The organism is Pelistega europaea, assembly GCF_013133775.1.
GTDB lineage: Bacteria > Pseudomonadota > Gammaproteobacteria > Burkholderiales > Burkholderiaceae_B > Taylorella > Taylorella europaea.
Genome location: NZ_JABGBO010000001.1, coordinates 294,803 through 319,732 on the forward strand (window position 1 = coordinate 294,803; position 24,930 = coordinate 319,732).

27 protein-coding genes are annotated in these 24,930 nt (G+C 42.0%); 18 read left to right on the plus strand and 9 right to left on the minus strand.

Annotation, left to right across the window (positions count from 1 at the left end):
• Positions 1 to 9 precede the first annotated feature (9 nt).
• The 11 genes from HKX40_RS01315 to HKX40_RS01365 all read left to right on the plus strand — a co-directional run bounded on the left by HKX40_RS01315 (position 10) and on the right by HKX40_RS01365 (position 9,453).
• Complete coding sequence (locus HKX40_RS01315) at positions 10 to 792, plus strand: enoyl-CoA hydratase (protein WP_171587824.1); 783 nt, start codon at positions 10 to 12, stop codon at positions 790 to 792.
• 165 nt (positions 793 to 957) lie between these two features.
• Complete coding sequence (locus HKX40_RS01320; protein ID WP_171587758.1) at positions 958 to 1,368, plus strand: ATP synthase subunit I; 411 nt, start codon at positions 958 to 960, stop codon at positions 1,366 to 1,368.
• Positions 1,369 to 1,427: 59 nt separating this feature from the next.
• Entirely contained in the window at positions 1,428 to 2,309 is an 882-nt protein-coding gene (gene atpB, locus HKX40_RS01325; protein ID WP_171587759.1) for a F0F1 ATP synthase subunit A, read from the plus strand.
• Between the two features lie 122 nt (positions 2,310 to 2,431).
• Positions 2,432 to 2,674 carry a F0F1 ATP synthase subunit C gene (gene atpE, locus HKX40_RS01330; RefSeq protein WP_171587760.1) on the plus strand — a complete coding sequence of 81 codons (243 nt, stop codon included), beginning with the start codon at positions 2,432 to 2,434 and terminating at the stop codon, positions 2,672 to 2,674.
• Between the two features lie 144 nt (positions 2,675 to 2,818).
• Positions 2,819 to 3,289 carry a F0F1 ATP synthase subunit B gene (locus HKX40_RS01335; protein WP_171587761.1) on the plus strand — a complete coding sequence of 157 codons (471 nt, stop codon included), beginning with the start codon at positions 2,819 to 2,821 and terminating at the stop codon, positions 3,287 to 3,289.
• 12 nt (positions 3,290 to 3,301) lie between these two features.
• Positions 3,302 to 3,841 (plus strand): F0F1 ATP synthase subunit delta, encoded by a 540-nt coding sequence (locus HKX40_RS01340; protein WP_171587762.1) that lies wholly within the window; start codon positions 3,302 to 3,304, stop codon positions 3,839 to 3,841.
• A 35-nt stretch (positions 3,842 to 3,876) separates the two neighbouring features.
• Complete coding sequence (atpA, locus tag HKX40_RS01345) at positions 3,877 to 5,418, plus strand: F0F1 ATP synthase subunit alpha (RefSeq protein ID WP_171587763.1); 1,542 nt, start codon at positions 3,877 to 3,879, stop codon at positions 5,416 to 5,418.
• Positions 5,419 to 5,484: 66 nt separating this feature from the next.
• Positions 5,485 to 6,393 (plus strand): F0F1 ATP synthase subunit gamma, encoded by a 909-nt coding sequence (atpG, locus tag HKX40_RS01350; RefSeq protein WP_171587764.1) that lies wholly within the window; start codon positions 5,485 to 5,487, stop codon positions 6,391 to 6,393.
• 36 nt (positions 6,394 to 6,429) lie between these two features.
• Complete coding sequence (atpD, locus tag HKX40_RS01355) at positions 6,430 to 7,830, plus strand: F0F1 ATP synthase subunit beta (protein WP_171587765.1); 1,401 nt, start codon at positions 6,430 to 6,432, stop codon at positions 7,828 to 7,830.
• Positions 7,831 to 7,842: 12 nt separating this feature from the next.
• The gene (locus tag HKX40_RS01360) at positions 7,843 to 8,274 is read left to right on the plus strand and encodes a F0F1 ATP synthase subunit epsilon (protein ID WP_171587766.1); all 432 of its coding nucleotides are present in this window, start codon (positions 7,843 to 7,845) and stop codon (positions 8,272 to 8,274) included.
• 261 nt (positions 8,275 to 8,535) lie between these two features.
• Positions 8,536 to 9,453: an AEC family transporter gene (locus HKX40_RS01365; RefSeq protein WP_171587767.1), complete on the plus strand. Its 918-nt coding sequence runs from the start codon at positions 8,536 to 8,538 to the stop codon at positions 9,451 to 9,453.
• 69 nt (positions 9,454 to 9,522) lie between these two features.
• On the opposite strand, the gene HKX40_RS01370 is transcribed toward HKX40_RS01365, so the two are convergent.
• The 7 genes from HKX40_RS01370 to queA form a co-directional block, all read right to left on the minus strand.
• Positions 9,523 to 10,734, minus strand: a complete 1,212-nt coding sequence (locus tag HKX40_RS01370; protein ID WP_171587768.1) for a Bcr/CflA family efflux MFS transporter — start codon at positions 10,732 to 10,734, stop codon at positions 9,523 to 9,525.
• Between the two features lie 232 nt (positions 10,735 to 10,966).
• Positions 10,967 to 11,476 (minus strand): acyl-CoA thioesterase, encoded by a 510-nt coding sequence (locus HKX40_RS01375; RefSeq protein ID WP_246233500.1) that lies wholly within the window; start codon positions 11,474 to 11,476, stop codon positions 10,967 to 10,969.
• 35 nt (positions 11,477 to 11,511) lie between these two features.
• A complete protein-coding gene (secF, locus tag HKX40_RS01380; RefSeq protein WP_171587769.1) occupies positions 11,512 to 12,453 on the minus strand; it encodes a protein translocase subunit SecF in 942 nt (313 codons plus the stop codon).
• A 51-nt stretch (positions 12,454 to 12,504) separates the two neighbouring features.
• Positions 12,505 to 14,382 (minus strand): protein translocase subunit SecD, encoded by a 1,878-nt coding sequence (gene secD, locus HKX40_RS01385; protein ID WP_171587770.1) that lies wholly within the window; start codon positions 14,380 to 14,382, stop codon positions 12,505 to 12,507.
• Positions 14,383 to 14,620: 238 nt separating this feature from the next.
• Complete coding sequence (yajC, locus tag HKX40_RS01390) at positions 14,621 to 14,977, minus strand: preprotein translocase subunit YajC (protein ID WP_171587771.1); 357 nt, start codon at positions 14,975 to 14,977, stop codon at positions 14,621 to 14,623.
• Positions 14,978 to 15,101: 124 nt separating this feature from the next.
• Complete coding sequence (tgt, locus tag HKX40_RS01395) at positions 15,102 to 16,241, minus strand: tRNA guanosine(34) transglycosylase Tgt (protein WP_171587772.1); 1,140 nt, start codon at positions 16,239 to 16,241, stop codon at positions 15,102 to 15,104.
• Positions 16,242 to 16,367: 126 nt separating this feature from the next.
• On the minus strand, positions 16,368 to 17,549 hold the full coding sequence (gene queA, locus HKX40_RS01400; protein WP_171587773.1) for a tRNA preQ1(34) S-adenosylmethionine ribosyltransferase-isomerase QueA: 1,182 nt from the start codon (positions 17,547 to 17,549) through the stop codon (positions 16,368 to 16,370).
• A 250-nt stretch (positions 17,550 to 17,799) separates the two neighbouring features.
• Between queA and upp the strand changes: the two genes are divergently transcribed.
• The 7 genes from upp (at position 17,800) to HKX40_RS01435 (ending at position 21,722) form a co-directional block, all read left to right on the plus strand.
• Positions 17,800 to 18,438 (plus strand): uracil phosphoribosyltransferase, encoded by a 639-nt coding sequence (gene upp, locus HKX40_RS01405; protein WP_171587774.1) that lies wholly within the window; start codon positions 17,800 to 17,802, stop codon positions 18,436 to 18,438.
• A 21-nt stretch (positions 18,439 to 18,459) separates the two neighbouring features.
• Positions 18,460 to 18,834 (plus strand): ElaB/YgaM/YqjD family protein, encoded by a 375-nt coding sequence (locus tag HKX40_RS01410; protein WP_171587775.1) that lies wholly within the window; start codon positions 18,460 to 18,462, stop codon positions 18,832 to 18,834.
• A 147-nt stretch (positions 18,835 to 18,981) separates the two neighbouring features.
• Complete coding sequence (locus HKX40_RS01415) at positions 18,982 to 19,452, plus strand: phage holin family protein (RefSeq protein ID WP_171587776.1); 471 nt, start codon at positions 18,982 to 18,984, stop codon at positions 19,450 to 19,452.
• Between the two features lie 3 nt (positions 19,453 to 19,455).
• Positions 19,456 to 19,812 (plus strand): hypothetical protein, encoded by a 357-nt coding sequence (locus HKX40_RS01420; protein WP_171587777.1) that lies wholly within the window; start codon positions 19,456 to 19,458, stop codon positions 19,810 to 19,812.
• On the plus strand, positions 19,813 to 20,235 hold the full coding sequence (locus HKX40_RS01425) for an OsmC family protein (RefSeq protein ID WP_171587778.1): 423 nt from the start codon (positions 19,813 to 19,815) through the stop codon (positions 20,233 to 20,235).
• Between the two features lie 41 nt (positions 20,236 to 20,276).
• Positions 20,277 to 21,071, plus strand: a complete 795-nt coding sequence (locus HKX40_RS01430) for a thymidylate synthase (RefSeq protein ID WP_171587779.1) — start codon at positions 20,277 to 20,279, stop codon at positions 21,069 to 21,071.
• A gap of 168 nt (positions 21,072 to 21,239) precedes the next feature.
• Positions 21,240 to 21,722: a dihydrofolate reductase gene (locus HKX40_RS01435; protein ID WP_171587780.1), complete on the plus strand. Its 483-nt coding sequence runs from the start codon at positions 21,240 to 21,242 to the stop codon at positions 21,720 to 21,722.
• 216 nt (positions 21,723 to 21,938) lie between these two features.
• Here HKX40_RS01435 and groL read toward each other — a convergent pair whose 3' ends face one another.
• On the minus strand, positions 21,939 to 23,582 hold the full coding sequence (gene groL, locus HKX40_RS01440; RefSeq protein ID WP_171587781.1) for a chaperonin GroEL: 1,644 nt from the start codon (positions 23,580 to 23,582) through the stop codon (positions 21,939 to 21,941).
• A gap of 169 nt (positions 23,583 to 23,751) precedes the next feature.
• Positions 23,752 to 24,039 (minus strand): co-chaperone GroES, encoded by a 288-nt coding sequence (locus HKX40_RS01445; RefSeq protein ID WP_171587782.1) that lies wholly within the window; start codon positions 24,037 to 24,039, stop codon positions 23,752 to 23,754.
• Between the last annotated feature and the right edge of the window lie 891 nt (positions 24,040 to 24,930).

Here is a 24,930-nt window from a genome sequence, read left to right on the forward strand (position 1 = left end):
GAGATAATGATGTCAGAAGAAAAATTGGTGTTGGCCGAAGTGCACGGTAAAGTAGGGTTGTTGACCTTAAACCGTCCCAAGGCATTAAATGCACTCAACAACGAAATTATGCAGCAGCTTAGTGATGCACTATTAGCATTTGAAAAAAATGACAATATCCATGTGATTGTATTGACGGGTAGTGAAAAAGCATTTGCAGCAGGTGCTGATATTAAAGCTATGCAGAACTGGACATATATGGATGTGTATAAATCTGATTATATTGGTGGTTTCTGGGAGACAATGAAGACCAGCATTCGTAAACCAGTAATCGCGGCTGTATCAGGTTTTGCGCTTGGTGGAGGTTGTGAATTGGCAATGATGTGTGACATGATTATTGCAGCAGAGAATGCAAAATTTGGTCAGCCAGAGATTAAGTTGGGTACCATTCCTGGCTTAGGAGGGACGCAGCGTCTCACTCGAGCCATAGGCAAGGCAAAAGCGATGGATTTGGTATTGAGCGGTCGTTTTATGGACGTGGCTGAAGCAGAGAGTGCAGGATTGGTTGCACGAGTGTTGCCTGTAGAGGGGTTTATCCAGGAGGTACTCAAAATTGCCGAGGGTATGGCAGCATTTTCTTCCCCTGTGCTTATGATGGCTAAGCAATGTGTAAATGCAGCCCTTGAGACAACATTAGAACAAGGTCTTGCGTATGAGCGCCGTGTGTTCCATGCAACATTTGCACTAGAGGATCAGAAAGAGGGAATGGCTGCATTCGTTGAAAAGCGCCCACCAAACTTCAAAAATATGTAAGAAACCAATCGTAATAATTGATTTAAATCTTAAAACAGGCTATACTTAGCAGGATTTAGTAGATTTAACCGATATGCAATGTACTTAGCTTTATTTGACCGCAAGTTGTATATAGTTTGTATATAATTTGCGGTTTTTTAAGCAAGATGCAATAGGAATCTTTAATTGGAAGCCGTTAAACTTAGTCCAGAGGAACGTGCGTTACTAGATGCGCAGGCTGCGAGAGGACTAGTGCATATACTGGTTGCTCAGTTCGCTGTGTTGATGGTGGTTGTGCTGCTGACAGGTCTAGTGTCGGGAGTTATGCCGATGGTATCGGCACTGGCGGGCGGTATGACGTATTTTATCCCTACTTTTGTTGTGGTTTTGCGGATGTTGATACGTCTTTCTTCGGGTAAGCCTGGCTCTGCAGGGACGTTGTTTATTGCAGAGGGTATTAAGATTGTTGGTACCATTGCGTTATTGATTCTACTGGTAAAGTTTATGGGAAGCATGATTGTGTGGCCAGCTTTGTTGCTGGGGCTTATCGCAGTCATGAAAAGTTATTTTTTTCTGCTTATCTTTAAAAAAGTTTAAGCGGTTTTTTGGAAAGTTGATTTCTAGTCGATGGACTAGCATTTGGGAGTATAGGTCAAATGTCTGCACCAGAAGGCGTGTCACCACAGCAGTATTACATCCAGCACCATTTGGTTCATTTTAATAACCTTGGTGAGAAGCAGCAGTCAATTGCTGATTTTAGCGTTATCAACTATGACTCATTATTTTGGTCTATTGCTATGGGGCTCATCGTTATTGGTGTGCTTTATTTGGCAGCTCGCAAAGCTACCAGTGGCGTACCAGGTCGCTTCCAAGCGGCTGTCGAAATGATGGTCGAGATGGTGGCGGATCAGGCCAAAGGTATTGTGCATAATGCTCAATCACGTTTGTTTGTAGCGCCGTTGGCGTTGACTGTGTTCTTATGGATTACTCTTATGAATACATTGGACTTGGTGCCAGTGGATTTATTGGGTTGGGTCTTTCAGCAACTTGGTCTTGCTCACGATCATCATGACCCACTTTACTATCATCGTATTCTTCCAACCGCCGATTTAAATATCCCTATGGGTATGTCTATGTGCGTGTTGTTGCTTTCTCTTTATTATGGTATCAAGATTAAAGGCGGTGGCCATTTTGTGGCTGAGTTGTTTACGGCGCCTTTCCATGCTCACGGTGTAGGTGCGATTCTGTTGGCTCCAGCGAACTTCGCTCTTAACCTTATTGAGTATGGTGCCAAGACTGTGTCATTAGGTATGCGACTTTTCGGTAATATGTTTGCCGGTGAATTGGTGTTCATGCTTATTGCTCTGTTGGGCGGTGCTTGGTCTGGTTTCAATGCTCTCAGCATTGCATTAGGTGCTGGTCATGTGGTGGCTGGTGCAATTTGGGCGATTTTCCATATTATGGTGATTTTGCTTCAAGCGTTTATTTTCATGATGTTGACATTGGTTTACATCGGTCAAGCGCACGAGGGTCACTAGTAAGGTTTCAGAGTATCGACTCTGGTCGGTACTCTCTTTAGGTCTTTTGGACCGTTTGTTTAACTTAAGTAGTTTTTTAATCCATCTTTTTAATTTTTGGTTCATTACCACAAGGAGTTGTTATGGCCACATCAGCTTTCGTAGCTCTTGCTTGCGCATTTATTATTGGTTTAGGTGCTATCGGTGCTTGCTTAGGTATCGGTATCATGGGCGGTAAATACCTAGAGGCATCTGCTCGTCAACCTGAGTTGATGAATGCTTTGCAAACTAAAATGTTCTTGTTAGCTGGTCTTATCGATGCGGCGTTCCTTATCGGTGTTGGTATTGCGATGTTGTTCGCATTTGCTAGCCCATTTGGTGCTTAATCAAGAGACATTTTTACCATCACTTGATGGTTAGTGAACTGGATGGAATGATGTAGGGTGTAGGACCCTACATCCGAAAATTCAGTAAAGAATTCCGGGTGATGCGATTATCTCGCCGCCTTAACATATAGAAGGGAAACGACCGTGAATTTAAACGCGACGCTCTTTTTCCAGATGATTGTCTTCTTTGTGTTGGCATGGTTTACGATGAAATTCATCTGGCCGCCACTTATCAAAGCCATTGACGATCGTCGTCAAAAAATTGCCGAAGGCTTAGCTGCCGCTGACAAAGGTAAGACAGACTTGGCTCAAGCTCAAGCTCGTATTACTCAAATTGAGCAAACAGCAAAAGCTGACAATCAACTTCGTCTTGCTGAAGCTGAAAAACAAGCGACTTCTATTGTGAACGCCGCTCGTGAAGAGGCAGAAGTTGAACGTGCTCGCATCATTGCACAAGCAAAACAAGATGCAGAGCTAGAAGTTGAACGCTTACGTGGTAGCTTACGTGATGAAGTGGCTGCTCTTGCCGTAAAAGGCGCTGAGCAAATTCTTCGTCGTGAAGTCGATGCTAAAACCCATGCTGAGTTGTTAGAACAACTTAAGGCACAGCTTTAATCTAGGACTATCATGGCTGAATTATCAACAATTGCTCGTCCATATGCAGAGGCTCTTTATGCTGCGGCTCGTGATAAGAACGCAGTAGCACAGTGGTCTACTGTTTTGGGTGAACTAGCTCAAATTTCTTCTAATGAAGACGTTAGAGAAGTGATGACTGATCCACGATTGTCTAAGGCTCAGCGCAAAGAGTTATTGCTTGGTTTAGTTAAGAGTACTTTACCAGCAGATGCCACAAACTTTATCGATCTCTTAGTTGAAAATGATCGAGTAGTCACTCTCCCCGAAATTGCAGAGCAATTTGAAGGTTTAAAAAATCGCCATGAAGGTTCTGCTATTGCTAAGATAGTGAGTGCTTATGAACTCACTGATGCACAAGTGCAAGAATTATTAGCGGGTTTGGAGAGAAAGTTTGGTGTCAAACTCAAGCCCGAGGTTACAGTCGATAACTCAATTATCGGTGGCATTCGTGTCACTGTGGGTGATCAGGTATTAGATACTTCCGTGCAAGCACAATTAACTCGCTTGCGTGATACATTGGCTGCTCAATAAGCGCCATAGAATAACAGGATTTCAGGAGTCTGAATATGCAACTCAATCCGTCAGAAATCAGCGAATTGCTAAAAAGCCGTATTGAAGGCTTGGGTGCTTCTGCCGATGTTCGTACACAGGGTACTGTCGTTTCAGTAACCGACGGTATTACACGTATCCACGGTTTATCCGATGTGATGCAAGGTGAAATGCTTGAATTTCCGAACAATGTATATGGTCTAGCTCTTAACTTGGAGCGCGACTCAGTTGGTGCGGTAATTCTTGGTAACTATACTGGTATTTCAGAGGGTGACTCTGTTAAGACAACAGGTCGCATTTTGGAAGTGCCTGTTGGTCCAGAACTATTAGGTCGTGTTGTTAACACACTAGGTCAACCAATCGATGGTAAAGGTCCTATCAACGCAAAAGAAACAGACATCATCGAGAAAGTGGCTCCAGGTGTGATTGCACGTAAATCTGTGGATCAACCATTACAAACAGGTATCAAAGCGATTGACTCAATGGTACCTATCGGTCGTGGTCAACGTGAGTTGATTATTGGTGACCGTCAAACAGGTAAAACAGCGGTTGCTGTGGATGCTATTATTAACCAAAAAGGCACTGGCGTTAAGTGTGTGTATGTGGCTATTGGTCAAAAAGCATCTACTATCAACAACGTTGTCCGTAAATTAGAAGAACATGGTGCGTTAGAGTACACTATCGTTGTTGCAGCATCTGCCTCTGATTCAGCAGCAATGCAATACCTTGCTCCTTATGCTGGTTGTACAATGGGTGAATACTTCCGTGACCGTGGTGAAGATGCTCTTATCGTTTATGATGACTTGACTAAACAAGCTTGGGCTTACCGTCAAGTGTCATTGCTATTGCGCCGTCCACCTGGACGTGAAGCATATCCTGGTGACGTATTCTACTTACACTCTCGCTTGCTAGAGCGTGCTGCTCGTGTAAATGCTGAGTATGTTGAGAAGTTTACTAAAGGCGCAGTTACTGGCAAGACAGGTTCATTGACTGCATTGCCAATCATTGAAACACAAGCTGGTGACGTATCAGCGTTCGTACCAACTAACGTGATTTCTATTACTGACGGTCAAATCTTCCTAGAAACTGACTTGTTTAACGCAGGTGTTCGTCCAGCGATTAACGCGGGTATTTCGGTATCTCGTGTGGGTGGTGCAGCACAAACTAAAGTTGTTAAGAAGCTTTCTGGTGGTATCCGTACTGACTTAGCTCAATATCGTGAGTTGGCTGCATTTGCGCAGTTTGCTTCTGATCTTGATGATGCTACTCGTCGTCAGTTAGAGCGTGGTAAACGTGTGGTTGAGTTATTGAAACAACCACAATATGAACCTCAAAAAGTTTGGGAATTAGCTGTTTCACTTTATGCCGTGAATAACGGTTACATTGATGATGTAGAAGTGTCTCAAGTATTGGCTTTCGAGAAAGCGCTTAAAGACGAAATCAGACATAACCATGCTGATTTAGTTGATAGCATCGAGAGCAAAAAAGAACTTACCAAAGAAGATGAAGCAAAACTGAAAGATGTTATTGCTAACTTCAAAAAAGTAGCTTCTTTCTAAAACTCAAGGTGGAGCATACCTAGGTAGCTAGGTATGCTTTTGTAAGCAATCTCCTAGGAAAGCGACATGGCTGGAATTAAGGAAATCCGTACTAAGATCAAGAGTGTACAAAACACTCGCAAGATCACCAAGGCGATGGAAATGGTGGCGGCTTCTAAAATGCGTAAAGCGCAAGATAGAATGCGTGCGAGCCGTCCATACACAAAGAAAGTACGTGAGATTGCCATGCACATGATGATGACGAACCCTGGTTATTCTCATCCATTTTTGGAGGAGCGTAAAGAGGTGAAGGCAGTCGGTATTGTGATGGTAACGACAGACAAAGGTCTATGCGGTGGTTTAAATACCAATATTTCGCGCTTAGTGTTAAGCCGCCTCAAGGAATTTGAATCACAAGGTATTAAGGTTCAGGCAACAGCTTTTGGTAACAAGGGCTTAGGCTTCCTTACTCGTTTAGGGGTGAACCTAGTATCACAACAGGTTAATCTTGGTGATAAACCTAATCTTGAAGCACTTGTGGGTGCACTCAAAGTACAATTAGACGACTACGTTAATGGTAAAATTGATGCAGTTTATATTGCAACGAGTGATTTTGTGAATACAATGCGTCAGGTACCTACATTTGTACGTATTCTGCCATTGCCAGATGGTCTTGCTGACCCATTCACAACCGAAGAAGGTAGCATTACAGCTGATGATAGTGCAAAATCTAGCTATCATTGGGATTATATCTTCGAGCCGGGTGCAAAAGAGGTGATTGATGACCTTCTTCAACGTTATGTTGAAGGGGTGGTTTATCAAGCAGTAGCAGAAAATATGGCGTCTGAGCAGTCTGCACGTATGGTTGCGATGAAGGCCGCATCAGATAATGCGAAAAAGGTTATTGGTGATTTGCAATTGGTGTATAACAAGACACGTCAAGCAGCAATTACCAAAGAAATTTCAGAAATCGTGGGAGGAGCCGCTGCAGTTTAAGCGGTTACTTTCAAGCGTTAAAGGTAAGGAAATAACATGAGTAACGGAACCATCGTTCAGTGCATCGGCGCCGTGGTAGATATTCAGTTCCCACGCGACAATATGCCTCATATCTATGAAGCTCTTGTTCTTGCAGATAGCAACGACTCTGCTTTTGCAGAAAAAGGTTTAACTCTCGAAGTACAACAACAACTTGGTGATGGTGTTGTACGTACAATTGCATTAGGTTCTAGTGACGGTTTACGTCGCGGTATGGCTGTTGAGCGTACTAATGCACCTATCTCTGTACCTGTTGGTAACGGTACATTAGGTCGTATTATGGACGTTTTAGGTCGTCCTATCGATGAAGCAGGTCCTATCGCTTGCGACGAAAAACGTGGTATTCACCAAGCAGCACCTAAGTTTGATGAATTGTCTCCATCAGTTGAATTGCTCGAAACTGGTATTAAAGTGATTGACTTGGTTTGCCCATTCGCTAAGGGTGGTAAAGTAGGTCTATTCGGTGGTGCGGGTGTAGGTAAAACCGTTAACATGATGGAATTGATTAACAACATCGCTAAGCAACACTCAGGTCTTTCTGTGTTTGCTGGTGTGGGTGAGCGTACTCGTGAGGGTAACGACTTCTACCACGAGATGGAAGAGTCTAACGTACTTGACAAAGTAGCGATGGTGTTTGGTCAAATGAACGAACCTCCAGGAAACCGTCTACGCGTAGCGTTGACTGGTTTGACCATGGCGGAAAAATTCCGTGATGAAGGTCGTGATATCCTCTTCTTCGTGGATAACATTTATCGTTATACACTTGCAGGTACTGAGGTATCAGCACTTTTAGGTCGTATGCCTTCTGCGGTGGGTTACCAACCAACCCTAGCAGAAGAAATGGGTGTATTACAAGAGCGTATTACTTCTACTAAGACAGGTTCTATTACATCTATCCAAGCGGTATACGTACCAGCGGATGACTTGACTGACCCATCTCCTGCAACGACATTCTTACACTTAGACTCTACAGTGGTATTGTCTCGTGACATTGCTTCTTTAGGTATTTATCCTGCAGTGGACCCACTTGACTCAACTAGCCGTCAATTAGACCCACACATCGTTGGTGAAGAGCACTATACAGTGGCTCGTGCAGTTCAACAAACACTCCAACGCTATAAAGAACTTCGTGATATTATTGCGATTCTTGGTATGGATGAGTTGTCTCCTGAAGACAAACAAGTGGTGGCACGTGCTCGTAAGATTCAACGTTTCTTGTCTCAACCATTCCACGTAGCAGAAGTATTTACTGGTTCTCCTGGTAAGTATGTTCCATTATCTGAAACTATTCGTGGCTTCAAGATGATTGTGGAAGGTGAGTGCGATGCATTACCAGAACAAGCGTTCTACATGGTAGGTTCTATCGACGAAGCCTTTGAGAAAGCGAAAACCTTATAATAAGGATTGAATATGTCAAACACACTTCATGTTGACGTGGTAAGTCAGGAAGAGTCTATCTACTCTGGAGAAGCCAAGATGGTGGTCCTTCCTGGTGAATCTGGGGAATTAGGTATTCTCCCAGGTCATACCCCACTGATTTCTCGTATCCGTCCAGGACAAGTTAAAATCGTTCGTGAAGATGGTAGCGAGGAGTATGTGTTTGTCGCAGGTGGTCTTCTAGAAGTTCAACCTAAAGCAGTCACTGTATTATCTGATACAGCTATCCGAGCAGCAGATCTTGATGAAGCCCGTGCATTGGCGGCTCGCGAGAAAGCTGAAGAATCTCTTCGCAATGCGAAGACTAAGGAAGAGATTGCTGTGGTTGAGGCTGAGCTTGCTATGTTGGCAGCACAAGCTCATGTGGCTCGCCAGTATGCTGAGCGCAGTAAAAATCGCCACTAACCTGCGATAGCGATACATAACCACATTTGAGCAAACTCTACGGAGTTTGCTCAGTGAAGTGGTATAAAGGACTGGTTGCAAGACAATCAGTCCTTTTGTATTTATAGACCATCCGTATTTTTACACTACCCTCTCATAGAGGAGGTTATTCTCTTTTAGCTGCTTATAATCGTGCTTCTGAGTTACTGACATAGCTGTTATAATGGCTTCCTATCAAATAATAATGATGAAATCGGTATGCAATAATAAGCAGGAGACAGCATGGATTTAGTCTATCTCATCATATCAGATTGTTTGCTCATCCTTATTGGGTGGCTACTACATAATAAATGGCATTTTTCAGGTGAGTTTTTTACGGGTTTGGAAAAGTTAGTTTATTTTTTGTTATTTCCTGCCCTCATGATTCGTTCACTGACATTATCACCTATTTCTCTTAGCAGTGCCGGCAATTTACTCATCATTTCTTTTTTATTGTCATTCGCTGGCTTATGGATGGGCAGTCAGGTCAAGCGTTTTTTTCCTGTTGAGGCGAAATCTTTGGCTTCTAGCATACAATGCGCCTATCGATTTAATACTTTTATGGGGTTGTCTCTAGCTTCGGCGATTGCTGGTAAAGAAAGCTTTTTAGTGATGACAGTTTTGGTGGGATTCTGTGTGCCAATTATGAATGTGTTGGCAGTTAATACGCTGGCTAAGCATCAGAATAACAGTAATGTATTACTTGAAATTTTGAAAAATCCTCTGGTTATCTCAACTTTTATTGGTCTGACATTAAATTTTAGTGGTTGGAGTATCCCAGATCCTTTTGCGGGTACTTTGGAAAAGCTTTCTCAGGGAACTATCTCGTTGGGGCTTATGTGTGTGGGAGCTGCTCTGATGTTACGCTCAGGAGCACAGAATATCCAATTATTATCTTGGATTGTTTGTGTCCGATTATTGGTTATGCCTATTGTAGGTATCGTGCTTGCTTTGCTTTTCCAATTATCAGCGGTGAGTGCGCAAACACTTGTATTGTTTACCTCGCTACCGACAGCTTCTGCAGCCTATATCTTGGCGGTACGGATGGGAGGGGATGGGCGGACTGTGGCAAGTATTATTTCAGTTGGTACTATGTTTGCCATGTTAACCATGCCTATGTGGATGAGTTTGGCAGCATGGTTATTTCCTTTAGGTCAATGAGACAGACCTGTAGAGGCTGTGCAATGATACGAGTATAATCTGCACACACCCCATCACGAAGATAGCTGTTTATCGGTAGCCTGCTAAGTCAAGTTTTTTGTAAGTGTAATAGCTCACAAATAAGAAGGCACATAGACTCATAGTGATACCAATGACACCTAATACACGGACAAGATTGTAGTGGGTGAAACTGCTTGAGATCATCATGCCTACAGCCCCAAATGCTACGTTAGTAAAGCTAATTACGGAGGCGGATGCGCCTGCATTCATTTTTGGTTGACTAAGTAAAATATCGGTTGAGAATGAACGAGCAAAGCTGTTGCTTAGGGTTACAGGGGCAAAACAAATCAGAAAGATGGTTGGAGACCATGAACCAATCGTGGCGGTTAGCACGCAAGCAATAAAGATAAAACCTAGCATGCTACGTAAAATGACCGAAGGACGTAAATGTGGTTTCACTATCAGATAAAATTTAGGCGCAAAAATCAGTAGGGTTGCATTGATGGCAAAATAAATACTGAATGTGGTTTCGCTTAAACCAAATTGTTTGATATAAATATAGGAGCTAACAGCGAGGTATGCCATAAAAGTGACAGAATTCATGGCGGTAGAGCAAAGAAAACTCATAAACCCTTTGTGTTTAAGCACCAGACCGAGAGATAAGATAGATTGAAAAGTATTGCCTTGTAGGCGTTTATTTTTGCGTAGGGTCTCTCTTAGTAAGCAAGCCATAATAAAGCTAGTGGCAGAAATAGCGGAAAGCACGACAAAACTGGCCTCCCAAGCAAAATGTTTAATCAGTTGTGCTCCGATAATAGGAGCTAGGGTTGGGCCTAATACAGTAAACATTTGCAATGTAGCAATTACTTTAGTGCGCTCATGGTCAGCAAAGCTATCCTTGACGATGGCCATAGGTACAGCAATCATCCCACCAGCCCCAAATGCTTGAATCATCCGAGCGATAATAAATAATTCAATATTGGGAGTAAAGACACAGCCTAATGAGCCTAAAAAATACAAGGCAATGCAGCTGAGTAACACTGGTTTACGACCGAATTTATCACTGATAGTACCATTTAATAACATACCAATGGCCATAAAAAGAGTAAAACCACTCAAGGTGAAACTTAGCATTTCTGGAGTGGTTTTCAGGTCTTCTAAAATGATAGGAAAAGCAGCTAAATACATATCAATGGATAGCGGTCCTGTCATGCCAAGGATAAGCAACAATAGGAAGAATCCATTGCTTTTAAGAATGGGTTGGCTAAAAGAGCTAGTCATTATTGTTGTCCTACAAAAAATGGATAATCACAGAGGTGTGATGTGCAACAGGAGGGGATAAGTGAAATTTTTTTTGTAATAACAAAATCCCAAGCTCTCCGTATCACGTGATTATCAGAAATGAAAATTTGGGTATTTGAACACTATTATATCGTTTAATAATTTATAGATTAATACCCAAATTGTTGAAGCATCTTTTCGTAAGAGGAAATAATTTTATCTTTTGGACTTCCTATACTTCCACCTTATCCATTAACTCTTTTTGTACTTTGAGACGAGCTTCTTTACGATGCTTACCTGCCTCAAAACGCTGCTTTTTCAATGGAGTATCAATAGTTAATTCTGGTACACGGCGTGGTTTTCCGTTTTCATCGACAGCTACCATAGTGAAATAGCAACTATTGGTGTGACGCACTGTACGCTTTTGAATATTCTGTGCTTCTACGCGGATACCAACTTCCATAGATGTTTTACCGACATAGTTCACCATAGAAAGAAATTGAACCAACTCACCCACAAAAATCGGCTCTTTAAACAACACTTGGTCTACAGACAAGGTCACCACATAACCGCCTGAAAAACGGCTAGCACAGGCATAGGCTACCTGGTCAAGTAATTTAAGAATGACACCACCATGGACATTGCCTGAGAAATTTGCGGTGTCTGGTGTCATGAGGACGCTCATAGTGAGCTCAGCTTGCTCGGTAGGAGCAATATGTCGTTCTTCGTCAAGCATAGGCATACCTAATTTCCTTTATGTGGAGAGAAGAGGGCTTGCTAGCCCTCTGCAATTTCCGCAGCAGGATCTTCTTTCTTGGGTGTCTTAATCATGTCTTCGCGTTTAACCCCTAACCACATGGCAATCGCGGCAGCAACAAACACTGAAGAATAAATACCGAACCAAATACCGATAGTCAATGCAAGGGCAAAGTAATGTAGTGTAGGACCACCAAAGAACAACATTGATAACACCATCATCTGAGTCGAACCGTGAGTAATCACTGTACGAGAGATAGTTTGGGTAATGGAGCTGTTGATAATCTCAACCACTGTAGCCTTGCGTTGTTTACGGAAGTTTTCACGGATACGGTCCATAATCACCACGGATTCATTGACTGAGTAGCCCAGCACTGCCAGCACACCAGCCAGAACTGATAATGAGAACTCCCACTGAAAGAAAGCAAAGAAACCGAGGATAATTACCACGTCATGTAGGTTAGCAATTACCCCAGAGACTGAGAACTTCCATTCAAAACGGAATGCTAAATACACACAGATACCGATTACCACAAAGATAAAAGCGTGTAACCCGTTTTTGTAAAGCTCATTACCGATTTGTGGACCAACAAACTCCACACGAGTAAGAGATACACTCGCATCTTGTGCTTGCAATGCCTTAAGAATTATCTGACTTTGTTCAGCAGAGCTAATGCCTTCTTTCAGCGGTAGGCGAATCAATACATCTTCTGCAGTACCAAAGTTTTGAACCTGGAAGTCAGAGTAATTGAGCGAACTAATGGCATTACGCACTTTTTCAATATCTGCAGCATGCTGATATTTTGCCTCAATAATCGTACCGCCTGTAAACTCAATAGAGAGGTTAAAGCCACGTGTAACAATGAAGAATACCGCAAGCAAGAAAGTCACTGCACTGATGATATTAAGCACCAGTGCATACTTCATAAACGGTATAGTTTTGTGAATTTTAAATAATTCCATGTTGTTTTCCTAAATTTATTTATCTGTACCTAGTAAGAGCAACCCCAAGGCTTATTTGCTCGTATCGGGTTTCCATACAGTACCGATAGAAATAGATTTAAGTTTACGTTTACGACCGTACCAAAGGTTTACGATAGCACGTACGCCAACTACTGCAGAGAACATTGAGGTGAGAATCCCCAAACAATGCACTACTGCAAAACCACGAATAGGACCAGGTCCACTAAAGGCTAAGAGAGCAAGACCTACAATCAAAGACGTGATGTTGGAGTCAAGAATGGTCCCCCATGCTTTATCAAAACCGATATTAATGGCTTGTTGTGGTGATAGGCCTGCACGAAGCTCCTCGCGGATACGTTCATTAATCAGTACGTTGGCGTCAATCGCCATACCCAATGTCAACGCAATCGCAGCGATACCAGGTAATGTTAAAGTTGCTTGTAGCAATGATAGAGAAGCCAATAGCAAGAGAATGTTAAACAACAAACCGATAGTCGAAAAAATGCCAAATAGATGGTAGTAAATAATCATAAATACTGCCACCATGATGAAACCATATAAAGTAGAGTCGAACCCTTTTTTAATGTTTTCTTCACCTAGGCTAGGACCAATCGTGCGCTCTTCAATAATCGACATAGGTGCAGCGAGTGAACCGGCACGGAGCAATAAGGCGGTATCTGCAGCTTGTTCTGGTGTCATTGCCCCCGAGATTTCCACTTGACCATTAGGAATTTCTGAGCGGATAACAGGGGCAGTAATTACTTGCCCTTTGCCATTTTCAAATAATACAATCGCCATGCGTTTGCCGATATTATCGCGAGTGACATCGCGGAAAATACGGGAACCTTTGCTGTCCAATGTCAGATTAACTGTAGGCTGTTGTGTTTGTTGGTTACGACCTGATTGTGCATTTTCAAGATTTTCACCTGTTAATAATACTTGGCGACGGAGGAGTAATTGATGACCATCAGTATCTTTAAAGGCTTCTAGACCAAAAGGTACAGTACCTGATGCCAATGCAGTCAATGCTGCAGGTGAATCATCCACCATGCGTAATTGTAAAGTAGCTGTACGACCAAGAATGTCTTTGGCCTTTGCTACATCTTGTACACCAGGAAGTTGTACAACAATGCGATCGGTACCCTGTTGCTGAATTACAGGCTCAGCCACACCAAGTTCGTTAATACGATTATGGAGCGTTACGATATTTTGGTGAAGAGCTGTTTCCTGTACGCGAGCAATCTCTGTAGGGCTAATGGTGCTGTTAAGGATAAATTTTCCGTCTACGTTGCTGATAGTAGAAACTAGCTCGGGTAGACGAGTGCGAATAATATCATTGGCCTGTTGGGCGAGTGCTTCAGTACTAAAGGTCGAGCTAATGACATCACCATTACGATTAATACTGTCAACAGTGATTTTTTGATCACGATATAGTGTACGTAATTCTGTTGCAAGAGACTCATAGCGGGTTTCTAATGCACCTTTCATATCCACTTGGAGTAAGAAATGTACGCCACCACGTAAGTCCAGACCAAGGAACATTGGATGAGCCCCAATCTCTGTGAGCCAATCCGGTGTCGCTGAAAGAAGGTTTAAAGCAATAACATAATCAGGCTCGGCAGGGTTGGGATTAAGAGCCTTTTCGAGCACTGTTTTCACTTTAAGCTGGGTGTTGGGGGTATCTACACGTACACGAATAGTACCAACATTGTTGTTAGACTGAAATTGAGTGCTAGTGTAGGGAATATTGTTTTGTTTGAGAATTTGCTCTACTGTATTTAATGTAGACTGGTCAATTTTGCGTGCAACATTGGCACTAGAAACCTGTACTGCTGGAGTCTGACCGAAAATGTTGGGAACGGTATACAGTGCCCCGATTACGAGGGCGACAAGAACAATTAGATATTTCCAGAGAGGATAACGATTCATATCTGGCCGTCAATGAAAAAATGGTTGTTAACAACCACTTATTAAACAATCAATAAATGAGCCAGACGTGTGGAACTCATGGCGTCTGGCTGCGAAAGTTGCTATCTCTTTAACAAGTGAGAAATCCTTTATTATACATATAAGGAGGAGAATCTCTCTTTCTTTGATGTTATGTCTTGCAGTGAAAGTGCTTGTCGGATTACAAAGATGATAAAGAGATAACGATACTCATCCATCATTAAAGGTCTTTAATAGTGCCTTTAGGTAATACAGAAGTCACCGCAACGCGTTGGCACAAGATTTCTACTGATTTGCCATCTTGTTGAGCGATTTCTAAGGCAATGTAGTTGTCAGTTACACGAGATACCTTGCCTAATAAGCCACCAGCCGTGATGACTTCGTCACCTTTGGCAAGGGCTTCTACCATGGCTTTATGTTCTTTTTGGCGTTTCATTTGAGGACGAATCATCAAGAAATAAAGTACCACGAACATGAGGATAATAGGCAAGAACTGCATCAATCCTCCTGCTGCACCTGCTGGTGCTCCTTCAGCGGCTTGGTTAAGAGTAACTTGTACTAAACTAGTAAGTGACATATAAAGCTCCATAGTTATTTATTGTCGGTTAATCGTATATTGTAGCGATTTTTCGAAGAATTAATGTTATTTAATACATATTTGTAAAAGGTTTTTTTCCATATCCCTGTTTTTTTGCTTAAGACTATTCGATTCCTCTTGCTCTATCGCGATGAAATTGCTCTTTCCACTTCTCAAAACGACCTTGCTCTAGTGCTTCACGAATTTCTTTCATCAAGTTCAGATAGTAAGCAAGATTATGTAGTGTATTTAAACGTGCACCAGTAATTTCATTGGCTTTTTGCATATGATGCAAATAAGCACGCGAGAAATGGCGACAAGTATGACAAGTACAAGTAGGGTCTAATGGACGTGTATCATCTTTATAACGTGCATTGCGAATCTTAATATCACCAAAACGAGTAAACAACCAGCCATTACGTGCATTACGAGAAGGCATCACGCAGTCAAACATATCTACACCTTGTGATACGGCAAACACAAGGTCTTCTGGTGTACCCACTCCCATTAGGTAACGCGGGGCATCATCAGGCAATTTATGGGCAAGATGGGTGAGAATACGCTCCATATCTTCCTTGGGTTCGCCAACAGATAAGCCACCAATGGCATATCCATGAAAACCAATGTCTTTTAGCCCTTCTAGCGATTCCATACGTAGGTCTTCATACATACCCCCTTGAACAATACCAAAGAGGGCATTTTGATTACCCAGAGCAGTAAAAGCCTCTTTAGAACGACGTGCCCAACGCAGCGACATACGCATGGATTTCGCCGCCTCTTCATGTCTTGCTGGGCGGCCATCAATTTCATAGGGGGTGCATTCATCAAAGACCATGACAATATCGGAATTAAGAGAATATTGAATACGCATGGATTCCTCGGGAGTGAGAAATAATTTCGCCCCATCAATAGGGGATGAAAATCTCACCCCCTCCTCGGTGATTTTGCTGCGTAAATCACTGAGGCTAAATACCTGAAAACCGCCAGAATCAGTGAGAATAGGCTTATTCCATTGCATAAAACCATGTAAGCCACCATGTTTCTCTATCACATTAGTGCCAGGGCGTAACCAAAGATGGAATGTATTGCCGAGAATGACTTGGGAGCCGATTTCTTCGAGCTCATGAGGAAGCATGGCTTTGACACTGCCATAGGTGCCTACAGGCATAAACATAGGCGTTTGTACTGTACCGTGGTTTAGAGTCATGGTGGCACGACGTGCTTTACCTTCGGTCTTTAATACTTTAAATGATAATCCTGACATTATTATCCTTAACTGATTTGACAACCGTATGCTGTTGTTTATGGTTGCTGGGTTATTGAGATTTTGAGCTAATCATGTACATTAGGTGTGTATTGACCTAATGTACTTAAGTAGTTATGCAAAAGTCTAACGCTCACGAGGTTCAATCAACATGGCATCACCATAGCTGAAAAAACGATAACGTTGCTTAATCGCATGTGCATAAGCATCACGCATCGCATCAATACCAATAAAAGATGATACTAGCATTAGTAGAGTTGATTGAGGAAGGTGAAAGTTCGTTAATAAGCCGTCAACGACTTTAATTTCGTAACCTGGGGTCATAAATAAACGGGTGTCACCACTATGGGCAACAGGTACACGATTATGTACCCCGTGATTCGCAGCAGACTCTAATGCACGTACACTAGTCGTGCCTACTGCAAATACCCGACCGCCTTGTTCTCGGCAGTGCTTAATGGATTGCACAGTATCTGCAGATACTTCATACCATTCAGAGTGCATCACATGATCGCTGATTTTATCAACTCGGACTGGCTGAAAAGTACCTGCTCCAACATGTAGAGTGACAAAAGCCGTAGCTACCCCTTGTTGCTTGAGGGTTTCTAACATGGCTTGGTCAAAGTGTAGCCCTGCAGTAGGGGCGGCAACTGCACCAAGATGGTCTGCATAGACAGTTTGATAACGCTCACTATCCTCTGCATCTGCTTGGTGTTCAATATAAGGGGGAAGAGGTAGTGAGCCAATTTGATCGAGCACTGTGAGTACTTCTTGGGCAAACTCTACTTCAAAGAGGTCATCTTGTCGACCAAGTACAGTGGCTTTTATAGGTTGTGTGAAAACCAAGGTCTCTGAAGAGAGTAAAGGGGGATGTAATGCCTCTGATGCAGTCTGTACCTCTTGTGTACAGGTGGGTTGGCAAGGAGGCAGCTGTGAAGTGTTGTTATCTGTTGATGTGTCCTTTGGGGCAAAGAACAGGACTGTACCAGCCTTGGGGGATTTGCTGGATTTAATATGCATTAATGCCTTTGTGGGTGTAATAATGCGTTCAACAAGCCCCTCAATTTTGCCTCCGCTCCCTTTAGCTCCATAAAGGCGTGCTTTAATGACCTTGGTATTGTTAAATACAAGGAGGTCATGAGGGCGTAGGAACTGGGGTAAATCGGTGAAAACATGATCGTGTAGTGAATTATCTGCACTCACACGAAGTAGGCGACTTTGATTGCGTTGCGCCGCAGGTTTTTGAGCAATTAACTCTGGTGGCAAGTAATAATCAAAATCGCTAAGAAGTAACTCAGCATTAATCATAATGAAAATGGCAGGAAAACAGCCCACCTAATATATTGGATAAAGTTGGTATTATACCGAAAATATATCTTATGCAAATGGGGATGAGTGTTACGGTTATGGTAATCTATTTGGAAAAAAGGAGGGTTGTTATAGAGGGTAATAAATTGGCTAGTTTTTTCAGGAATAATTCGCTGCAGTAAATTCACTCTGTGTTAGAATGAAGGTGTTTATTCTGAATTTATTTTGACCTTATCTTGGGGAATGCAGTATGGCAATTTATGAAATTCAACACCCTCTTATTAAGCACAAAATGGGGCTTATGCGTAAAGCAGACTTAAGCACTAAGAGCTTTCGTGAGTTAGCTAGAGAGGTGACCAATCTACTCACTTATGAGGCGACAAAGGATTTTGAATTAGAACATTCCTCTGTTGATGGTTGGTGTGGACGTGTTGTGGTACAGAAAATTGCTGGTAAAAAGGTTACTGTCGTACCTATTCTACGTGCCGGTATTGGTATGCTTGAAGGTGTGCTTGATTTAATTCCTGGTGCCAAGGTTAGTGCTGTTGGTATTGCACGCAATGAAGAAACCCTTGAGGCAGGTACTTATTTAGAAAAGTTGGTGGGGGATTTGGATCAACGTATGGCGATGATTATCGATCCGATGTTGGCAACAGGTGGATCTCTTGTGGCAACGATTGATATGTTGAAACGTGCCGGATGTAAAGATATTCGTGCCTTGACACTTGTTTCTGCCCCCGAAGGTATTGCTCGTGTAACTAATACTCATCCTGATGTTGATGTTTATACTGCTTCGATTGACCAGGGGCTTAATGAAGATGGTTATATTATTCCTGGGTTAGGAGATGCAGGCGACCGTTTGTTTGGTACTAAACAAAAGGAAGAGTAATTTTTTAAAAGGAGAAGTATTATGGCAAATAAGACTGTCACTGAAGAAGAACTTTTGGCTCAATTGCGTAAGACAGTAGATGAAGCTGAAGAGCTATTGAATAAAGCATCTAAAGCCAGTGATGAAAAAGCAGATGAGTTGCGTGCGAAAGCAAAAAACTTATTGGCTTCAATGCAAACACGTGTTGAGCAAGGGGCGCAAGAGGCTCTAGAGCAAGGCAAGACACTGTTGGCTGCTGCTCAAGACAAAATTGATCATGGTAAAGAAGAAGTCGTGGCACAGACCAAGGCGGCAGCACAAGCAGCCGATGATTACGTGACAAGCAATCCCTGGAAAGCAATCGGCGCTGTGGGGGTCGCGGCATTATTGTTGGGCGTAATTATTGGTCGTAAATAGTTGCTCTTAAGGTGGCTTTGTTGGAAAAGTACAATAAAGCCGCTTCTTATAGAATGATGTTCCTCTATAGTAGTTATCTGGATAGAAGTAGGATGTAGGGGAAGCGTCAGCCAGTAATTCTGTTGGAATAAAAGGTGGTAAGTAGGCATGGGTATCCGCAGTGATTTATCTCAGTTGTTGTCTAGTGCGATGAGTTTTTTATCTACTCGTGCGGATATAGCAAGTCTAGAGTGGTCAATGGCAAAAGCACATTGGTTGCAAGTGGCTATTGGGTTGGGTGTGGCGTGTATATTGCTCTTGTCCGCGTGGTTGCTAGCAAATGTCATGTTAATCGCTTATCTGTGGGATACTGATTATCGTTATTGGTCGATTGGGGGATTGTTTATTGTCTATGCTGTACTCGCTTTTCTATTGTTAAAACGAGCACTGCGACTAGCTCAACAACCAGTTTTCCCTTATACAAGTGCCACTATCAAGGCCGATATGGCGTATTTTGCCCAGTCACAAGCCACAGTCTCTCCTGAAGCCTCTCAGGACGGTAAATCCCAGAGTTCAGATTCTATAGAGAGTACTCGTTCAACAGCAATAGCGACAAAACCTCCCATTGAGGCGGAGTAGCATATGAGTGAGAAAGCAATAAAGAAAGAGCAGCAAATGTTGCAACTACAGGCGTTGGTGTTGAATGCTCAATTAGAGCGTATTCAGCTTAAGAAAGACTTGCAGAAACTAGCACGGCATGCCTCGCCAGAAGCCCTGTCATCACGTTTAGTGGGGGTAGGCTCACAAGCATTGGCTGATGTGTTGCCCAGCATGCCTACGTTTTTTAATTTTTTACGTAAATACCCTGGATTGAGTGTCAGTATTGCCAAAACCTTATTGCGTACCGCTTCTTCGTCTAATAAGTGGGTAGCAGCTATTGCTTTGGGCTTGTCTTCTTGGTTTGTTTATCATCGATTTCAAGAGAATAAGGATTTATAAATGCAGTGTACAGTAGAGTGGAATGGTCCCGAAGGGATGCTTTTCGTATCAAAAACAGGTAGTGGTCATGTTGTTGCAATGGATGGGGCTCCTGCTGGTGGGGGTAATAATCTCGCCCCTCGTCCTATGGAAATGGTGTTAACGGGTGCTGGCGGTTGTTCTGCCTACGATGTTGTATTGATTCTCAAAAAAGGACGGCATCAAATTACTCAATGTACTGTGGATATTGATGCAGAACGAGCAGAGACTGATCCTAAAGTCTTTACCAAGATTCACTTTCATTTTAAAGTGATTGGTAAAGGGCTTAATCGTGAAGCTGTAGAGCGTGCAGTGCAACTGACGCACGAAAAATATTGCTCAGTGATTGCGATGCTAGAAAAAACGGCTGAGATTACATGCGAGACAAGTGTGATAGAAGCGTAAGGTGGCATCTTTTATTTTACTTATAGCTGAGACGAGAGAATATGCGACAATATGAAGATTTTATGCGTCATGTATATACACATGGCGTTACTAAGACAGACCGAACAGGAACAGGGACACGCTCTGTATTTGGTTATCAAATGCGTTTTAACCTACAAGAAGGTTTTCCTCTTGTCACTACGAAAAAACTCCACACCAAGAGTATTTTTATTGAGTTGTTGTGGTTTCTTCGTGGTGATTCCAATGTGCGATGGTTACAAGAGCGTGGTGTGACTATTTGGGATGAATGGGCAGATAAGGATGGCAATTTAGGCCCTGTTTATGGTGTGCAGTGGCGTAGTTGGCCAACTCCAGATGGGCAACATATTGATCAAATCAGTCAAGTGATTGATCAAATTAAAAATAATCCTGATTCTCGTCGCCTTATTGTATCAGCATGGAATGTTGCAGAAATTTCAAAGATGAAACTACCTCCATGTCATGCCTTTTTCCAATTTTATGTGGCTGATGGTAAATTGTCTTGCCAACTTTATCAGCGTAGTGCAGATATTTTCCTCGGCGTGCCTTTTAATATTGCTAGCTATGCCTTGTTGACCCATATGGTGGCACAACAATGCGGTTTGGAAGTAGGGGATTTTATTTGGACTGGAGGGGATTGTCACCTGTATAGCAACCACTTTGAACAGGTCGAATTACAGCTTTCTCGTGAGCCCTACCCTTATCCTAAACTCAATATCAAGCGTAAACCTGCATCGATTTTTGAGTATGAATATGAGGATTTTGAGATTGAGGGGTATCAATGTCATCCTCATATCAAAGCACCAGTAGCTGTGTAATTGGTGAGCATATTATTATGGCTTGATGCGGTTGTGTTAGTTGAATAAAGGTTTCTTTCCCTTATTTGATGCATCAAAAAATAATAAGAGAGATTATGTCTACTTTTGATATTGAGTATTGGTTATGTTGGTGAATAAAGGGCAAACATAACAGTAGAGGAATAAGCAATGAGCATTAATATTATCGTGGCCTATAACCAAAAGCATGTGATTGGCAAAGAGGGGGATATGCCTTGGCATTTACCAGCTGATTTGGCCTATTTTAAAAAAACAACTATGGGTTGCCCTATTGTGATGGGACGTAAGACACGAGAGTCTTTGGGGAGACCTTTACCAGGACGACTTAATATTGCCATTACTAGAGATACTTCCTACCAAGCTGATGGTACTAAAGTTGTATATTCTTTGTCTGATGCATTAGCAATGGCACGTGCTGCACATGACACTGTGTTTGTGATTGGAGGGGGGGAAATTTATCGACAAAGTTTAGCATTTGCTCATCGTGTATATGCCACAGAAATTCACAATGACATGGAGGGGGATACACATTTCCCTGTGCTTGATACGTCTGAGTGGAGAGAAGTATCTCGTGAGCCACAGCCAGAGCAAAACGGTATGACATTTGATTTTGTGGTGTATGAGCGTAAGTAATGTTCCTTGCTTGCTAGATGTAATTTGAGTAAGTCCGTTAACATAAAGCAAGGTATAAGAAGTAGAATGCCCTCATTTCTTGTATAGAAGTGAGGGCATTGGTTTACTGTATGTAGACATTATCAATCAAAGATAAGTTCTCAGCTAATAAAAACCCCACTTGGTAACCCAAGTGGGGTTTGTAAAAGAACAGTGAGTGTACTGCCAGGGTGATGATTAGAAGCCCATACCACCCATACCGCCCATGCCACCCATATCAGGCATTGCAGGAGCTGGTTTATCTTCTACGATTTCAGTAACTGCAGCTTCAGTAGTCAATAACAAGCTGGCAACAGACGCTGCGTTTTGAAGTGCTGTACGAGTTACTTTAGTTGGGTCAAGAACACCTTGCTCTACTAAATCACCGTATTCACCTGTTGCGGCGTTGTAACCGTAGTTACCTTTACCGTTAACAACATTGTTAACAACAACACTTGGTTCTTCGCCAGCGTTAGCCACAATAGTGCGTAAAGGAGCTTCAATCGCACGAAGAATTAATTTGATACCTGCGTCTTGGTCAGCATTAGCACCTTTAAGGGCTGCAATGGCTTCTTTAGTGCGAAGTAATGCAACACCACCACCAGGAACAATACCTTCTTCAACCGCTGCACGAGTAGCGTGTAAAGCGTCTTCTACACGAGCTTTTTTCTCTTTCATTTCAACTTCAGTAGCAGCACCTACACGGATAACAGCCACACCACCAGCCAATTTGGCTACGCGCTCTTGAAGTTTCTCACGGTCGTAATCAGAAGTTGCTTCTTCGATTTGTTTGCGAATTAATTTAACACGTGCTTCGATAGCTTCAGCAGCACCGAATCCGTCAATGATAGTTGTATTTTCTTTAGCGACTTCAATGCGTTTAGCTTGACCTAATTGATCTAAAGTTGCTTTTTCTAAAGAAAGACCAGTTTCTTCAGAGATAACAGTACCGTTAGTTAGTACAGCAATATCTTCTAACATTGCTTTGCGGCGGTCACCAAAACCAGGAGCTTTAACAGCAGTTGTTTTAAGAATGCCACGGATATTGTTTACAACAAGTGTTGCCAATGCTTCGCCTTCTACATCTTCAGCGATGATTAATAATGGACGGCTAGTCTTAGCAACTTGCTCTAATACAGGCAACAAGTCACGGATATTGCTGATTTTCTTGTCGTAGATAAGAACAAATGGATCGTCTAATGCAGCGATTTGTTTGTCTTGGTTGTTGATGAAGTATGGAGACAAGTAACCACGGTCAAATTGCATACCTTCAACAACGTCAAGCTCGTTGTCTAAAGATTTACCATCTTCAACAGTGATAACACCTTCTTTACCTACTTTGTCCATAGCATTAGCGATGATTTCACCAATAGAAGTATCGCTGTTAGCAGAAATAGAAGCTACTTGAGCGATTTCTTTAGAAGTAGAGCTTGGACGAGAAAGTTTGTGTAGCTCATCAACAGCAGTAGCAACTGCCTTGTCAATACCACGTTTTAAATCCATAGGATTGATACCAGCAGCTACATATTTTAAGCCCTCTTCTACAATAGCTTGTGCTAATACAGTTGCTGTAGTAGTACCGTCACCAGCATTGTCAGAAGTTTTTGCAGCAACTTCTTTAACTAATTGAGCACCAATATTTTCAAATTTATCTTTAAGTTCGATTTCTTTAGCAACAGATACACCGTCTTTAGTTACCGTTGGGGCACCGAAAGAACGCTCTAAAACAACGTTACGACCTTTAGGACCTAATGTTGTTTTAACAGCGTTAGCTAATACATTAACACCGCGCACGATGCGTGCACGAGCGTCATCACCAAATAATACTTGCTTTGCAGCCATGTTAAATTCCTTTATCTAAATGGGTTTTGTTCAAAACGAAAAGTGCAAAACAAAACCAAATAATCATTGAAATGAGTGGATATTGGGAAGTGGTTTGGGTGACTATTCAAGAGGATTTCACCTGTGAAGAATCACTGCATTGCTGTATAAACCATCCCGTTATAAATCATTAAGCAAATACCGCTAAGATTTCGTCTTCACGAATTACTAATAACTCTTCACCGTCAACCTTAACTGATTGACCTGCGTATTTACCAAACAATACTTTGTCGCCTACTTTAAGGTCAACAGGGATGATTTGACCGTTGTCTGCTTTCTTGCCAGGACCTACAGCTAATACTTCACCTAAGTCTTGTTTTTCTTCCGCACTACCAGCAAGGATAATGCCTGATTCAGTTGTTTTTTTGTTGTCAACACGTTTGATAATCACGCGGTCTTGTAATGGACGTAATGACATGAAATGCTCCTGATTTTCTGAAATTGGAAAAAATTCTATTGAGTTGAAGAGTGATTTTAGCACTCTCACCCTACGAGTGCTAATTATATGGGCGAAAAAAAGGATTTCAAGAGGGAGTTTTGGGTTTGTTACATTTTAGTGGGATTTGGGTAGAAATCTTTTTAGTGAAGAGTGCTTCGCTCATAGTGCAATAGCTTCCTTTAATACGGTGGTTTTGAATTGTTGGTAAGACATTACCCTCAATTAAATGTAGCAATAGTAGGTGCTATTGCTTATTAATAAAAATAAAGTCGACAGTCCCTGTTAAAGCAAGAGAATTTCTACTGAGCAATTAGCTGGTTTTGTAATTATATTTCCACCATAGATAGCATTTGTTGTAAATATACATATAATCCGTATAATTTGTAACAAATATACAATATTTTAAAAGGTTGTTTTATACTTAACGGTAGTGTTAGTAGATTATTTTTATCAATTTTTGGGAAATTTCTAATGAGTAAACATACTTTATCTCGTGTATCAGCATCAAGGATACAGTCATTTAAACTTAACTCTCTCTCTCTCTCTCTCTCTCTCTCTCTCTCTCTCTCTCTCTCTCTCTCTCTCTCTCTCTCTAGTTGCGACCCAAACGGCATATGCGAATGACGTAACCGTGGATAATGATAGGGGAAATACAAGTGTATATGCTGAGAGAGTTTTTCTAAATTCAAATACAGAATCAGAAAGTATCACATTAGAAAACAATAGTGTAAATGTTACCGCATCTGGAAAGGCTCCAAATATCTATGGGGGTTATGTGGTGCAGTGGGTAAATGACAAAAAAACATCTACTTATACGAGTCAAGATAATACAGTAAATATTTCAGGAGGTAGTGTTAGTGAGAAGGCACT

Bases quoted from the DNA above. Each gene is read 5' to 3' on its own strand.
- HKX40_RS01315 (WP_171587824.1), top strand. From the start codon at position 10: ATGTCAGAAGAAAAATTGGTGTTGGCCGAAGTGCACGGTAAAGTAGGG.
- atpB (WP_171587759.1), top strand. From the start codon at position 1,428: ATGTCTGCACCAGAAGGCGTGTCACCACAGCAGTATTACATCCAGCAC.
- atpE (WP_171587760.1), top strand. From the start codon at position 2,432: ATGGCCACATCAGCTTTCGTAGCTCTTGCTTGCGCATTTATTATTGGT.
- HKX40_RS01340 (WP_171587762.1), top strand. From the start codon at position 3,302: ATGGCTGAATTATCAACAATTGCTCGTCCATATGCAGAGGCTCTTTAT.
- atpA (WP_171587763.1), top strand. From the start codon at position 3,877: ATGCAACTCAATCCGTCAGAAATCAGCGAATTGCTAAAAAGCCGTATT.
- atpG (WP_171587764.1), top strand. From the start codon at position 5,485: ATGGCTGGAATTAAGGAAATCCGTACTAAGATCAAGAGTGTACAAAAC.
- atpD (WP_171587765.1), top strand. From the start codon at position 6,430: ATGAGTAACGGAACCATCGTTCAGTGCATCGGCGCCGTGGTAGATATT.
- HKX40_RS01360 (WP_171587766.1), top strand. From the start codon at position 7,843: ATGTCAAACACACTTCATGTTGACGTGGTAAGTCAGGAAGAGTCTATC.
- HKX40_RS01365 (WP_171587767.1), top strand. From the start codon at position 8,536: ATGGATTTAGTCTATCTCATCATATCAGATTGTTTGCTCATCCTTATT.
- HKX40_RS01370 (WP_171587768.1), bottom strand. From the start codon at position 10,734: ATGACTAGCTCTTTTAGCCAACCCATTCTTAAAAGCAATGGATTCTTC.
- HKX40_RS01375 (WP_246233500.1), bottom strand. From the start codon at position 11,476: ATGCCTATGCTTGACGAAGAACGACATATTGCTCCTACCGAGCAAGCT.
- secF (WP_171587769.1), bottom strand. From the start codon at position 12,453: ATGGAATTATTTAAAATTCACAAAACTATACCGTTTATGAAGTATGCA.
- secD (WP_171587770.1), bottom strand. From the start codon at position 14,382: ATGAATCGTTATCCTCTCTGGAAATATCTAATTGTTCTTGTCGCCCTC.
- yajC (WP_171587771.1), bottom strand. From the start codon at position 14,977: ATGTCACTTACTAGTTTAGTACAAGTTACTCTTAACCAAGCCGCTGAA.
- tgt (WP_171587772.1), bottom strand. From the start codon at position 16,241: ATGTCAGGATTATCATTTAAAGTATTAAAGACCGAAGGTAAAGCACGT.
- queA (WP_171587773.1), bottom strand. From the start codon at position 17,549: ATGATTAATGCTGAGTTACTTCTTAGCGATTTTGATTATTACTTGCCA.
- upp (WP_171587774.1), top strand. From the start codon at position 17,800: ATGGCAATTTATGAAATTCAACACCCTCTTATTAAGCACAAAATGGGG.
- HKX40_RS01410 (WP_171587775.1), top strand. From the start codon at position 18,460: ATGGCAAATAAGACTGTCACTGAAGAAGAACTTTTGGCTCAATTGCGT.
- HKX40_RS01415 (WP_171587776.1), top strand. From the start codon at position 18,982: ATGGGTATCCGCAGTGATTTATCTCAGTTGTTGTCTAGTGCGATGAGT.
- HKX40_RS01420 (WP_171587777.1), top strand. From the start codon at position 19,456: ATGAGTGAGAAAGCAATAAAGAAAGAGCAGCAAATGTTGCAACTACAG.
- HKX40_RS01425 (WP_171587778.1), top strand. From the start codon at position 19,813: ATGCAGTGTACAGTAGAGTGGAATGGTCCCGAAGGGATGCTTTTCGTA.
- HKX40_RS01430 (WP_171587779.1), top strand. From the start codon at position 20,277: ATGCGACAATATGAAGATTTTATGCGTCATGTATATACACATGGCGTT.
- HKX40_RS01435 (WP_171587780.1), top strand. From the start codon at position 21,240: ATGAGCATTAATATTATCGTGGCCTATAACCAAAAGCATGTGATTGGC.
- groL (WP_171587781.1), bottom strand. From the start codon at position 23,582: ATGGCTGCAAAGCAAGTATTATTTGGTGATGACGCTCGTGCACGCATC.
- HKX40_RS01445 (WP_171587782.1), bottom strand. From the start codon at position 24,039: ATGTCATTACGTCCATTACAAGACCGCGTGATTATCAAACGTGTTGAC.